Below are 13,945 nucleotides of genomic sequence, written 5' to 3'. Positions count from 1 at the left end.
CCAGTTCGTGCCTCCCATGCAGATCATCGGTATTGGAACCGACATCACCGAGTGCTTGCGAATTGCCAACATGATCGAGCGGCACGGCGAGTTGTTCATCAGCCGGGTCTATACCGAGCAAGAGATCAACTACTGCAGCACCCGCAAGGCGGCCACACAGCATTATGCAGGTCGCTGGGCGGCCAAGGAAGCCGTGCTGAAGTCGCTCGGCACGGGCTGGCGCCGCGGCATTGGCTGGCGTGATGTAGAAGTGGTAAACCTCAACAGCGGCGCGCCAACCATCGAACTGCACGCCGGCGCACGCGAGGTTGCCGAAGCCCAAGGCATCCGCCGAGTGCACATCAGCATCTCGCACGCCAGGTCGCACGCGATTGCCTACGCGATTGCCGAGGGAGAGTAAGGGCCCTGGTCGATATCTCTGCCAAATCGGTTTCCAAGCGGAAGGTATCGACTGGTGCGAACCAAGGTCAGCCGCTTGATGGATGTAGTGTTGGATTTTTTACACTACCAGGGCCTTTACGGGCCCCGCTCGCCACTTGGCCTAGTCGTCGTTTGAAGCCAATCGATGGGGACATCTGGATCGACGTACCGCGACAACCAGCTTTTCTGGTTCCAGACATACCGCACGGCACTGAGAATTTGCCGCTCGGTTTGCTTCCTCCGCCGCGAACCAGACTCGGTCCACCAAGTTCCGCTTTCGGGTTTCCCCCAAATTCTGTTCAGTGCTCGACTTCCGTAGCCCTTTAGATCGCCGAGCAGCTTTTCCGCAGGTGGATCACCAGGCACAGTCAGAACAGCATGGAAGTGATTTGCCATTACCGAAGCACACAGCAACCTCCACTGCCGATAGCAGCAAGTCTCACGGAACTGGCCAAGGATTGCTTCCGCCTGGGCCCCATCAAGATAGATCGGTGCTCCCTTGAGTTGGCTATAAGACCACTTTGCCAATCGCTCGTTTGGGCCGTCGCAGGGCGTACCTGGAATGTTGTGGATTTCGTAGCCAAGGTCACCGTCGACTGGACCAACGAAAGAGCGTCGATCCCCCGGTAGCCACGTCCCGTAAGTTGTTGAAGAGACCAACCAGGTGCGATTGAGTAGAAGACCCATGCTACGCAGTATAACGAACAGTGAACGCATGTCAACCACGCGAGTGAGCGGGGCCCGTAAGGGCCCTGGTCGTTATCTCTGCTGAATCGTTATCCAAACAGAAGGAAGCTAGTGGTGCGAACTAAGGTCAGCCGCTTGATGAATCCAGTTCTTGGATCCTCACACTACCAGGGCCCTGACGGGCCCCGCTCGCTTTTGAGAACTACGATTTCTTCGTTGTCCGCTTGGTCGTTCCCTTTTTCGCGGCCTTAGAAGTTTTCTTCTTGGTTGTTTTCTTTTTGGCCGCTTTCTTCTTGGTGGTCTTCTTTTTCTTCGATCCACCAGCAGCGGCACGAGCGGCGAGCAGGTTCAATGCCTCGTTGAAGTCGAGTTCTTCCGGGCTGGTACCCTTCGGCAGCGAGGCGTTTGTTTCGCCGTCGGTTACGTAGGGACCGTAGCGGCCGTCCAGTAACTGCACCTTCATCCCGGTGACGGGCGATTCACCGTCGAATATTTTGATCGGCTCTTTCTTCGCTGCGCCACGGCCGCGAGTCTTCGGCGTTTTCAGTAGCTCAATGGCTTGCTCGAGCGTCACGTCCAGCGGCGAGATGTCGGCCGGCAGCGAGCGGGTTTCGCTGCCGCACTTCACGTAAGGTCCGTAGCGGCCGTTGTAGGCCATGACCTTGCCACCTTTGGCTTCTTTTTTATCGTCCTTCTTGTCTTTTTCGTCTTTTTCGCCGTCTTCCTTCTTTTCGGACTCTGCAGGAGCAGGCGGATGGTACTCGCCTAGTTCTCGCGGCAAGGAAAGCAGCTTGAGCGCCGTTTCGAAATCCACGTCATCGGGGGTCATGCCTTTCAAAAGACCGGCGTTCTTTGGCTTCTCTTCGTCGTCGGGGTGGCCACGCATGATGTACGGACCGAAGCGGCCGATTTTCATGTAAACCGGCTTGCCCGTTTCGGGGCACGTGCCAAGCGGCTCGTCCGCCTTCTCGGCTTGTGCGAGCAACTCCAGCGACTTCTCCATCGTCACTTCATCAGGAGGCAGGTCCTCTGGAAGCGATGCAGTGGTTTCGCCCTTCTCCACAAACGGTGAGTAGCGACCGACGCGGACGTACACCTCCTCGCCATCGTCGGCCTTGCCAATCAGGATGCGGCTGATGCCGCGGGCGTCGATTTCGTCGACCTTGTGTTCCAGCTGTTTTTTGAGGCCGGGGGAGCCATTGCCAAAGTAGAACGATTCCAAGTACTCGATGTACTTCCGCTCACCACGGCTGATGGCATCCAGGTCGTCTTCCATCTGAGCGGTAAATTGGTAATCCACCAGTCGCGATAGATGGTCTTCCAGCAGCTTGGTCACGGAGAACGCAATCCACGTGGGAACCAGGGCGTTGCCCTTTTTGAACACATAGTTGCGGGCCTGGATCGTATCGATAATCGAGGCATAGGTGCTCGGGCGGCCGATGCCGCGTTCTTCGAGCGCCTTGGTCAGGGCCGCTTCGCTGAACCGACTGGGCGGCAGCGTGTTGTGCTCCTTGGCCGACAGTTCCTGGCACTGCAATTTCTCGCCAACCTCTACCGATGGCAGGACCTTTTCCTGGTCGGCCAGTTCAGCACTGGGGTCGTCCGAGCCTTCTACGTAGGCCCGCAAGTAGCCGGGGAAATCGATGGTTTTTCCGCTTACCTGGAAGGTGCAGCCGCCACCTTCGATGGTGATAGCGATGCGCCGGCCGCGGGCGTCCTGCATCTGGCTGGCGATGGTTCGCTTCCAGATAAGGTCGAAAATCTTCGCCTCGTCGGCATTCAGTTGACTCTTGATGTTGCCCGGCAGTTGGAAGGGATGACCGGCCGGCCGGATTGCTTCGTGCGCCTCCTGGGCATTCTTTACCTTGCCAGCGTAAGTTCGCGGACTGTCGGGCAGGTAATCCTTACCGTACTCATCGACAATCAGCTTCCGTGCGTCCTCCACGGCCACCGACGCCAGGTTGGTGCTGTCGGTACGCATGTAAGTGATGTGACCATTTTCGTACAGGCTCTGTGCAGCCCCCATCGTGCGGCGAGCAGTGAAGCCCATTTTGCGGTTGGCTTCCTGTTGCAGCGTACTGGTGGTAAACGGCGCGTAGGGCTTGGTGGTGTAAGGCTTGTCTTCAACCTTGGTTACGGTGAACTCGCCGCTGCGAATGCGGTCGGCCAACTCCTGGGCCTCCTTGTCGCTCAGCAGCCGAAGGTCGGGATTCTTGAGCTTGCCAGTGGCTGGATCGAAATCCTTACCGGCCGGAATTTTCTTTCCTTCAACCGATACCAGAGTCGCTTCCAGCGTTTCCTTCTTGGCGTTGGCAAAAAGCCCCAAGAGGTCCCACCAGTTGCTGGAGACGAACGCCATGCGATCGCGTTCACGCTCGACGATCAGACGCACGGCGACACTTTGCACCCGGCCAGCGGACAATTTGGGGCGTACTTTTCTCCACAACAGCGGTGACACTTCGTAGCCGTACAGGCGGTCGAGGATTCGCCGCGTTTCCTGTGCCCGAACGAGGCCATCGTCCACTTCGCGGGGCGAAGCCAGGGCGGCTTGGATGGCGTCCTTGGTGATTTCGTGGAATACCAGGCGGCGGACCGGTACCTTCGGCTTCAGCAACTCCAGCAGGTGCCAACTGATGGCCTCTCCTTCGCGGTCTTCGTCTGTCGCCAGGTACAGCTCGGTGGAGTCCTTGAGCTTGTCCTTCAGCATCTTGATGTGCTTACTCTTGCCCGGCGGCACCACGTAGATGGGCTCGAAGTCCTTTTCGACGTTCACGCCGAGGTTAGCCCAGGGCTCGCCCTTGTACTTGGCGGGAATTTGCTTGGCACCCTGCGGCAGATCGCGGACGTGGCCAATGCTGGCTTCGACCGTGAACCCAGGCCCCAGGTATTTTCCGATGGTCTTCGCCTTGGCTGGGGATTCGACGATCACCAGTGCGTGTTGTCCGCCGGCTGCCTTTTTTTTGCCCATAAAGATGCTCGATGCCTATGAATATCGTCTCTGGTCCGTCTGTTGTTTCCCCCCTCCCACGGGGAGGGGTGTGCCTGTCGGCGCGAAGCTGGCAAGCCAAAGCTAATGCAAAACCCAACAAAGCACTACTCTATTTCGCTCGGCCTGCCCCGACTCCGGTATCTCGCTTGTTCGTCATTCAGTCCATTGCAACTGTATGAAGGAGTCGTGGGGCGTGTAGTTTGCGGCGAATAGGGGTCGTACGGCGAGTGGGGGTCGAGCCAACAATGGCCAATTTCCGGCCCCTGGGGCAAGTTTGCCAGTTGGTGGCCAGCAAACCCCTTGGCACTGTTGGCAGCGGGTTACCTCGTCTTCCCTACTGCTGACTGGGATTGCATTTACGTCGATCTGCCATAGAATCGATAGCTTGCTTTTTGCGGTTCGGCCTTGTCCAACCATTAGGACTGGCCGGCCAAACTGTCAAGGGTTCTCGCCCCTCGCTGCCGAGGGGGCCAGCTTAAGTTTACAGGATATTCGCAATGTTTCGGTTCTTCCGTCGCTACCAGAAGACCTTCATCGTGGTGGGCGGCGTTATCTTGATGTTGGCCTTCACCGTCGCAGATCCACTGACACAGTGGATGCGCAGTCGCGAAGAAAATGCCGCCACAGGGCGCAGCCCCAAGGCGACGGCCGTCACCTGGGATGGCGGAAAACTGACCGAGGGCGAGCTCGATCGACTGATTTACCATCGCCAGTTGGTAAATTCTTTCGTCCGCCGGGTCGCCCAATATGGGCAGATGATGGCCCAAACATCGGACATGCCCTACCGCCAGGCCCGCGTTACGCCCATCGGGCTGATCGGCGAGAACTGGGACACCGAGACACTCGAGGAAGTCGTTGTCCGCACCCATATCCTGGCCGATCGTGCCCGCGATATGGGCATCGTTATCTCCGATAATGCCGTTCTCGACTATATCAACGAACTGGGCATGGGACAGTTGGGCAGCAACGAGATGTACGAGGTGCTGGCCATGATGAATCAGGCCGGCCCCCCCATTCCCGAAGAATTGATCTACTCGTCCCTGCGGGAGGAATTGCTGGCCGAGGCGGCCTTGCGATCCTACGGAGCCGGGCATACCGGCCACAGCATGTTTGCCGCGGAAATGCCCGTGAACCGCTGGGAAGAATGGAAGCAGACCAACGACCGGGCGAAGGTGGAAGCCGCCGCCATCGATCCCGAATCGGTGATGCTGGACGTGCCCCAGCCCACAGACAAAGAACTTCGCGACTATTACAACGAGTACAAAGAATACTATTCGTTGCCACGCCGCGTGATGAACGTCGAACTGCCCAGCCCGACACCGGGTTTCATGATTCCGCCAAAGGTGTCGCTGCAGTACCTGCGGGCCAACTACGACGAGTTCATCGAGAAGTATGAGCAGCAAGTCACGGACGAAGAAGTCGCCGAGTACTACGAAGCGAACAAGGACCTGCTGTTCGTCGAGGCGAGCTTCGAAGACGTGATGGACGAACAGACGACGCCCGACGATCAGCCAGGCGACGAGTCGGCAGAAGCTTCCGAGGAGCCGGCAGCCGAGACGGAAGAAGCGACTACGGAAGAAATGAGCGAGGAGCCGGCCGCCGAGCAACCGGCGACCGAAGAGACGCCGGCTGAAGAGCCCTCTACCGAAGAGACCCCATCTGAGGAGACTCCAACCGAGGAGCCCTCCACCGAGGAACCAGCGACCGCCGAGAATACCGAGCCGGCGGAAGAGCCTGCTGCCGAAACGCCCGCCACTGAAGAACCTGCTGCGGACCAGCCGGCAGAAGAAACTCCCGCTGAGGGCGACGCACCGGCCGATGAGCAATCGGCCACCCGCCCCGCGAGTCCTTTCCGCTTGGCTTCGTACCAGCCAGAGGCAAGTGAGTCCGATACTTCGGAGCCCGCCGGCGAAGATGCTCCCGCAGCCGATTCAGAGCCTGCTGCGAGCGACTCGGAGGAGGACAGCGATGAAACGGCTGCTTCCGAACCCGCGGAAGAGATGACCGATGAGGTAGAGGAGACCGAAGAAGTCACCTACCAGCCATTGGAAGAAGTGGCCGACAAAATTCGTCAGACGCTGGCCGAGCAGAAATTCTTCGAAGAGATCGACGCCACCATGCAGCAGGTGGTGACCCGTCTGATTCCCGCTTATAGCAAGTACCTGAGCGCCAAGCTCGATGCAGAAGCCGCGGGCAAAGAAGCTCCGGAGCCGCCGGCCGAACTTCGCAACTTGGCCCCCATCGCCGAGGAACTGAATCTCGAGTTCGAGAAGACGGGTTATCTGGACATCTACCAATTGTACGACACCGAAGTTGGCAAGACGGTGAACCAGCAGGAACAGCCCGTGGCGAACCTGATGTTCCGAGAGGATGCGGACCTGTACGAGCCGATTCTCACCTCGGTGGTTGGCCGCTTTGGCGACCGCTACCTGGTCATGAAGACCGGCGAGGAAGAGTCGCGCCAGCCCAAGTTCGAAGAGATCAAGGACGAGGTGGCCGCCGCCTGGAAACGTGAGAAGGCTGCCGAAATTGCCCTGGAGCGAGCCAAGGAAACGGCGAAGGAAGCCCAGGAATCTGGTTTGACCCTCGCAGAGTTCTTTGTCGATCAGCCCGACGTGAAAGTCACCACAACGCCCACCTTCACTCAACTTACCTTGGGCGATATCGCGCCAACCACCATGATGCCCACCTACCGGCTTTCGCAGCCCGAGGGGCTCGAGGATGTGGGGCCAACATTCCTCGACGACGTCTTCAAACTCAAAGAAGGCGAAGTGGCGGCTCAGCCGAATTTCGACAAGTCGATCATCTATGTGGTGCGTCTTGCCGATCAGGTCGAATCGGAGGACCAACTGCGAACTAACTTCCTGGCGGATGCCAACTTCTGGCCCGGACGCCGGTACTTCCTGAGTGGAAATGCCCAGCAGAGCCGGCAAGAGGCTATTAACGCGGTGCTCGACAACCTCGATTTGAAGTGGAAGCGTTCGGACGCGGAGGAGACCGAGGAGGAAGCAGCAGAGGACGAAGAAGAAGCAAAAGCCGAAGAGAAGAAAGAGTCCGGCGGCAAAAAGAAGGACTAACGGCAATACTGTTCGCGTTCAGGCTTTGGACTTCCACTCGCTAACTCACTGTGCACCTCGCAGCGACACCACTTCCCGTCTGGCGAGGTTGGCTGCCGGTGGTGGTGTTACCGCCGCTCGCCTGGTTCATCGTGCCCGACACGTTGCCGCGCTGGGCGGTGATGTGGCTGCTGGCCTTGTTGCTGTACGCCGGATTCAAGTGGCTTACCTGGCGGCGAACCCCCGCTGTTGGCGTGCCAGCTTGGCGGCACTTGGCGTACCTGCTCGCTTGGCCAGGCCTCGATACGCCGGCGTTTCTTTACGGTGCGGCCGATGCTGCGGATCGTCCCACTGCCGGTGAGTGGCTATTTGCCGGCAGCAAAATGCTCGCCGGCCTGGCATGTTTCTTCTTATCCCCCCATGTGGTGCCCAGTGATCGCGATCTGCTGCTGGGCTGGGTCGGCATGATCGGCATTGTGTTCACCCTGCACTTTGGCTTGTTCCATCTGCTTTCCTGCTGGTGGCGCACCCAAGGCGTCGCGGCAGCACCACTGATGGTTTGGCCCATTGCCAGCACGTCGCTCAGCGAGTTCTGGGGCCGACGCTGGAACACTGCTTTTCGCGACCTGGCCTACCGATTCTTATTCCGCCCGCTAACCCGGGTCGTGGGGCCCCGCCGCGGATTGTTTGCCGGCTTTCTGTTTAGTGGACTGGTGCACGATGCTGTGATTACGCTCCCCGCTGCCGGTGGCTACGGTGGCCCCACGTTGTACTTTTTTATCCAGCCGCTGGGCATGCTGCTGCAACGCTCTCGCCTGGGCCGAACCAGGGGGCTCGACCGCGGCGTGATCGGTTGGCTAGGCACCGTGGTGGTACTGGTAGCGCCAGCGGGCTTGTTGTTCCCAGCGCCTTTTGTTCGTAATATCGTGCTGCCGTTCATGGCAGCCGTGGGAGCTCTGTAGCATGCCAACACTTTCAACGCTCATCCTGCTGGCCGGTTTCGGACAACTCTCTGTCCTGGCGGCCAGCGCGCTGGTGCCACTGCAGCTTGATTGGAAGCACGAGTTTGCCAGTTTGTCGAAGCTCCACCGGCAAATGTACTGGGTCTATGGCGGCTACGTGGTCCTGGGGATCGTGTCGCTTGGACTGATCAGCATTGCGTGCCACGACCAGTTAGCCAGCGGCACGCCACTGGCGCGCGCCGTGTGTGGCTATGCTGCGGCCTTCTGGGGCATCCGCCTGGCATTGCAGGCAGTGCTGGATGCCAAGCCGTTTTTGACCAAGTGGTGGCTGGTCGCCGGCTACCATCTGCTCACGATGCTGTTCGTGGCCTTCACTGCGATCTTCGCCTGGGCAACTTTCGCTCCTGCTTCATGAGCTCCTGGCGCCGCTCGCGGTGATCACGACCTTGGCGTTGCCACAGGCCCACCTTGCTGAATACCACCAAGTTGAACAGGGGGTCGTTCCACAAGCTGCCATCCCCAGTCACGCCGAGAGATAGTAGGCACTCCTCTGCACTCCACGCGCCGCGGCAGATGAAGAGGCCGTGCGCGCTACGCGCGATGGTGGCCGTTGCTGCTCGTGCTGGGTTTGGCCTGGCGAGACCAACTTCTGGCAATCTCTTCGAGGTTAGGCTCGGGAGCGTCCTCCTCCTCGAAGTAGTAACGCTCGATATCGGCCCGCGATTGACGCAGTTCGGTGCGCCGCTTGTCGTCGATGCCGTTGCGAGATTCGATGCGATCGAGCAAGCCAAGCACCGTGAAGGGCGTGATCCGATCGGGTACAGCGAACTCGTCTTCTGTCACCACCTCGGGCCGGCTCTGAGCAAGGGCGATGCCGATACCCACGATCAATAGCAACACGGCTCCCGCTCCTGCCAGCCACCACCAGGGAGAGGAGTCGCTCGAAGCGTACTGGGCCTCGAGTCCGATCACCGGTTCGACCGCCAAAAGGTCGGCGTCGTCGTACCGTTGGTAGATCGCTTCGGTGATCTCCATCTTGGGCTCGGCAAATTCAAACGTGACCGGTGGTGTTTCCAAGCCCTCTTTGGCGTGCATCGTCACCATCCATGATCGCTCCGAGAGGATCACATTCTTGGGGCTGTCGGGATCGAACCGCGAGACAGAGAGTCCTTCGTCTTCGACCTCCACCACCTCGAACTCGCTGGGATCGAGCTCCAGCAGGTTATCGAGATCAGGCACCAAGCCTTGAGAGGAGGCTTTCACTTCGAGTACCAGCTCGCCTTCGGCGGCCTGCCGCTCATCTAGGGTTTGGGTAATCGCGATGTGGTCCGCGGGCCGGGGTTTCTCCTGCGTGCCGCTCGCGTCAAGCGGTAGCGGAGACGAAGCGATCGGCAGCACGACGTGGCCGGACGTATCGAGGAAATCGAGGTCGAGCTGAAACGCTGGCAACTTGTCGACCTCCGGCCCTTTGGCCTTCATCAGTACGTAGGCGTACGGCGTGTACCGCCAGCCGTAGTCGGGCAGCGAACGGGAGTTCACGTCCTCTGCCTGGAAAGTGACGGAGAGCACTTCGAACTGATCGCCCACCGCCGATACGACTTGCTCTTCGAACTTGTCGCGGTAGTTCTCCAGCGGCCGGCCATAGTTATAGTAGTAGCGATTGCCATTGTTTTGGTTCTGCAGATATCGTGCGAAGCCGCCCGATTCACGTTCGATCTCGCGCGTGTGTACCAGGTTGACGAATACGCCGAATGGCTTGTCGTGCCCAACGACGTCGCTGCCGTCGATCTTGCTCTCAAGGGTGATCTCGGTCACCAGGTCGGAGTAGTAGTCGAACACCCGGCGGGCCTCAATCGCTTGCTCGTTATTGCCGACAATCGATAGACCGCTTTCAAGGTAGTGATACTTCAGGGCGGGCTTCACGGCGCTCATGCGGGTGAACAGGGTGTTGGCGAAGCGGCTCATGTGACGTTCGGCAGCCGCACCCGGCAGCGACTGAATGCCTTCGCGAATCAGCGCCAGTTGCTTGGGGTCTTTCGGTTTGCCTTGTTCGATCCGCTCCGGATCGCAGGCTCCCATGCTGGCGTAGTACCATACCTCGAACGGCTTAGTGGTCTCCTGGTCTTCACGGATATCGCCCACGGTGCTGGAGTAAAGTTCGGCCGCCTTCTGGAAGTCGCCGAAGGCATTTTCCTGCCGATCGACGAACTTCGAATCGGGAGAAATCGTGCGGCGATAGTCGTTGGCATCGTGCAGCAGCGAAGCCCGGGCGAGTACCAACGACCAATCGTCGGGATGCTTGGCGAGTCCGCCTTCGACAACCGCCACTGCCACCTTGTATCCACGCTCGACCTCCGCCGCGATGTCTTTCTGCTTGCGTTTGGTCTTAGCGTCGTTCTGCGTCGCCGGCAGTCTCCACATGCCCACCAAATTGGTCCGCATCTGCTGTCCGAGCGCTGCCAAGGTTTTGGGTTCCAGCGACTCCAACGGGCCGAACACCTTGGTGATGGCGTCCAGTTGATACACTTCGGCCGAACTGTGGCACGTCGTGAAGGCCCGCACCAGTTGCTGTTCGTCCACATCCTCCAAGGGCAGGGCATTCAGACGTTTTACCAGGGCCGACAACTCCTCGAGGTTCCGTTGCTGCTTGGACCGTGTGAGCGGAATGCTCTCGGCCCGACGCTCGTAACCGTACATGTACATGTAACTGCTCGAGCGGTTGCGACTGCTATTCGGGTCATGGTTGTCGGTCCAGATGCGAAGGAAATCACTCACCAGGCTGTCTGCCACCTGTGGGTGCGTGGCGGCCAGGCGTTCGATATACGGGAAGGCCTCGTCCTCTTCGTTCACCTTCAGCAACAGTTGAGCCAATTGCTTTTCCATTTGCGGTTGCAGGCCTTCGTCGACGTACTTCATCCAGAGTTCGCTCGGTTTGACCTTCAAGATCTCGTGGACGGGAATCGGCTCTGGCTGGTTGCTGCTGCGAGACACGGATTGGCGACTGTTGTAGTAGAAGATGTTGCCGTACATATCGCGCTGCATGGCCGGACGAAGCGTGGTGGAGGTGTCGTACTGAAAGGAAACCTGTGCCTCGCGTAACCACACGTTAGCCAGCAGCGTCAATTTATCCCGCCAGTTGTCGGCGACTTCAGGCGACGACTCGACCAGGGCCTCGATGGCCGTGGACTGCAGCCGCAGCAGTTCCAGCCGCTTCGTGGCATCGTGCATCTTGGTCTGCAATCCGGTGGCGGCCTGATTGCCAATGGTCGACAGGATTTCGATAGTTCGTTCGTTGGCGTCCTTGAAGGCTTGTCCCAGCCATTGTTGCCCCAGGGTTTCGCGGACCTGCGGAGCCAAGTCGACCGCGCGCAGCAACGCCTGCTGTTGCTGAGCGTTTTCCACCTCATCGGCCGACAGAATCTCCTGCACGGTTTGCCATGCCTTTTCCAGGTCTTCGATGCGGTGGTCCTGGCGATACAGTGCATAGTAGTATTTCGAGAGTTGAATCAGCTCTTTGTGCTGCTGCTGTTCGACAGCATCTTCAACCGTTGGCAAAAAGTCCTTGGCCTTCAGCGTATGACCTGACTGGATGAGCAGTTCGGCTGCCTGCGAGGGACTGAAGGGGCGGTCGTCTTCGGCCAGTTGTACCTCGTCGCCGAAACGCTCGATCAAGTCGTCCAGCAGATAGCCGTTCGCCTGGTACACGCTAATCAAGCGAGACAGCATGCTGAGGTCGGCGTCTTCCAACTCGGCAGGAGCAAGCCTGGCGATGGCCAGCAGATCGTCGGCCGTCATCACGTTGACTTCCGGTTGACTGCCTCGCTGATTGGGCACGGGCATCACAATGTTCTGCCCATTGGGCGCGACCGCCATCGCCGGTTGCGATCCGGTCTTAGCCAGTGTGGCTAGTATCTGCTTGAAGATGATCTTCGCTTCGTCTTCTGGCTGGCTCTCCAGGAATTCTTTCACCTGCGGCCAGCGGCTCAATGTGACATCGCGCCGCAGATCGGCGAGCTGCTTGTCGTAGTTAGGGCCTTGCTCTTCCGGCTTCTTTTCCGTTGCTTCGGGTTTGCCTTCCTTGGCGTCCTGTGTTTTCTCTTCGTCGGATGGCTCCTCGCCTGATACTTCCTTGGCCGGCTCCTCTTTCGACGCTTGTTGCGACTTCTCCTCGGTGGCTGTTTTGTCGTCGGCGACGGTCTTCGTGGCTTCCGTCGCTTGATCTTTGCCCTCTTCCGTCGCATCCTTGGCTGCGTTGGCGGCCTCTTCGGACTGCTCGGTGTCGTCCGACGCTTTGCTTTGGGAGGCTTCCGCTTTCACTTCTGCGGACGAGTCCTCCGCGTCACTCTTCGATTCTGCGGCGGATGCAGACTCGGCCGAAGGTGCCTCGCCGGCTTGTTTCGCTGCCGGTTTCTCTTCCGCGGCCGGTGCTTCGGACGCGGTGGGTTCCTCTGACTCGTCATTCGCTTCGGCTGGCGTGGTCTCGGCTGACGTCGCTTCCTCGGCTTTAGCTTCTTCGGCTTCCTTGGCCGCTGCTTCCTGAGCCTCTTGAGCCTCCTTGGACTTCTCCAACTCGAACTGTTTCCAAACGAGCAGGACCGTGGAGGGGCGGCGGTCGAATTGCAGCTTCTTGATTTTCTTCAGCCGCTGCTGTTTTTCTTGGGCTTCCTTGGCCTTCTTCTGCGCGTCCTCTGCCGAGGTGGATTCCGATTCTGCCGCCGGCGCTGCGGTTGCCTCTGCAGTCTCGGAGGGTGCGCCAAACAGGCCTTCTGCCGCCACTTCTTCGACGAACAGAGCGTTCGACGGCTGTGGCTGGACTCGAATTACCCGTGCCCTTGCGGGAAGTGCTGCGGAAACTTGCGCCCACGCCATGTGGCTGGGAGTGCCTGCCGCCAACATTGCCAAGGCGATCGCCAGTCCAGCTACGGGTCGATTCATCGTTTTGCTCTTCTTTGCCAATGAGAAGACGTGTAATCACAACGCCAAGGACGGGGGTTCAGTTCGTCCTTGGCGTTGCGCATCATTTCAGGTATTCAGATGGTTTGGGTTGGCTCGGTGCCGGGCACTACGAGCCAATGCCATCGGCAGGGGGGCCGGAGCTTGCACCCCGCGCGTCCTTGGCCTTCTTCTTGCCTTGGGTCGGCTTCTTGCCCGGCTTCTTGCATTTGCAGTTGCACTCGCCACTGCAGCACCCCTTGCACTGGCACGGCAGGTCGAGCGCTTCCAGGTCGCTCAGGTCCATGCGGGCCAGGCGGATGGTCGCCTCCAGGTCTTCGGTGTACTGTTCGGCCGCCTGCTGGTCGCCAGCGTCGACGGCTTGTTCGGCCAACAGGCGGTACTTCTGACGCGCTGCTTCGATCTCCAGTTCCCACTTTTCGCGCGGCTCGCCTTCCAGACGCATCAGCCAGGTCACGTAGTACTCGGCCGACGCCATGGCGGCGCGGGTCTGTTCCAATAACTCGGCATTGGGCTCCTCGCTCGCTTCCAATTCGTTCAGCAGCGAAGTCAGGTCGTCGTAGGCCGCAGGCAGTTGCTCGGCCATGAGCCGCGCCTTGGCTCGCTCCAAGCGAATGCGCTGCGCGACCTCGGGATCGTCCGACTTCAACGAGGCCAACGCTGCACTGCAGGAGGCTTCGACGCCGGCCCAGTCTTCCTGACTCGATTGATAGGAAGCAAGCCGCAGGTCGGCTCCCGCCTGTGCGTTTTCCGCGGCGTCCTGGCCGGGACCATAGTGATAGAAGCCGAATGCCACGGGTATGGCAATCCAGGCAAGCAGCAAGGCGAGTCGCATAAGTGATCTCCTTTTCCAGGGACAGGTCGTGCCGGGCGAGTTC

The 13,945-nt window shown here is 59.4% G+C and carries 7 protein-coding genes; 4 read left to right on the top strand and 3 right to left on the bottom strand.

Annotated features, from left to right (window positions below; all coding sequences use genetic code 11):
* The first annotated feature begins 16 nt into the window (after positions 1 to 16).
* Entirely contained in the window at positions 17 to 400 is a 384-nt protein-coding gene (gene acpS, locus NG895_RS13300) for a holo-ACP synthase (RefSeq protein ID WP_252852997.1), read from the top strand.
* Between the two features lie 909 nt (positions 401 to 1,309).
* On the opposite strand, the gene topA is transcribed toward acpS, so the two are convergent.
* A complete protein-coding gene (gene topA / locus NG895_RS13295; protein WP_252852996.1) occupies positions 1,310 to 4,075 on the bottom strand; it encodes a type I DNA topoisomerase in 2,766 nt (921 codons plus the stop codon).
* Positions 4,076 to 4,593: 518 nt separating this feature from the next.
* Between topA and NG895_RS13290 the strand changes: the two genes are divergently transcribed.
* Genes NG895_RS13290 through NG895_RS13280 form a run of 3 tightly spaced genes read left to right on the top strand, consistent with a single transcriptional unit; the run spans position 4,594 to position 8,529 of the window.
* Positions 4,594 to 7,173, top strand: coding sequence for a hypothetical protein (locus NG895_RS13290; protein WP_252852995.1), 2,580 nt, complete (start codon positions 4,594 to 4,596; stop codon positions 7,171 to 7,173).
* A gap of 50 nt (positions 7,174 to 7,223) precedes the next feature.
* Positions 7,224 to 8,114, top strand: coding sequence for an MBOAT family protein (locus tag NG895_RS30610; RefSeq protein ID WP_252852994.1), 891 nt, complete (start codon positions 7,224 to 7,226; stop codon positions 8,112 to 8,114).
* Position 8,115: 1 nt separating this feature from the next.
* Positions 8,116 to 8,529: a hypothetical protein gene (locus NG895_RS13280; RefSeq protein WP_252852993.1), complete on the top strand. Its 414-nt coding sequence runs from the start codon at positions 8,116 to 8,118 to the stop codon at positions 8,527 to 8,529.
* A 176-nt stretch (positions 8,530 to 8,705) separates the two neighbouring features.
* Here the strand turns inward: NG895_RS13280 and NG895_RS13275 are convergent, their stop codons facing one another.
* Positions 8,706 to 13,049, bottom strand: coding sequence for a hypothetical protein (locus NG895_RS13275; protein ID WP_252852992.1), 4,344 nt, complete (start codon positions 13,047 to 13,049; stop codon positions 8,706 to 8,708).
* A gap of 127 nt (positions 13,050 to 13,176) precedes the next feature.
* The gene (locus NG895_RS13270) at positions 13,177 to 13,902 is read right to left on the bottom strand and encodes a hypothetical protein (RefSeq protein WP_252852991.1); all 726 of its coding nucleotides are present in this window, start codon (positions 13,900 to 13,902) and stop codon (positions 13,177 to 13,179) included.
* Positions 13,903 to 13,945: the final 43 nt, after the last annotated feature.

Source organism: Aeoliella straminimaris, from assembly GCF_024054565.1.
GTDB classification, from domain to species: domain Bacteria; phylum Planctomycetota; class Planctomycetia; order Pirellulales; family Lacipirellulaceae; genus Aeoliella; species Aeoliella straminimaris.
Note: the sequence above shows the minus strand (reverse complement) of the source record. Positions and strands in the feature narration are given on the sequence as shown.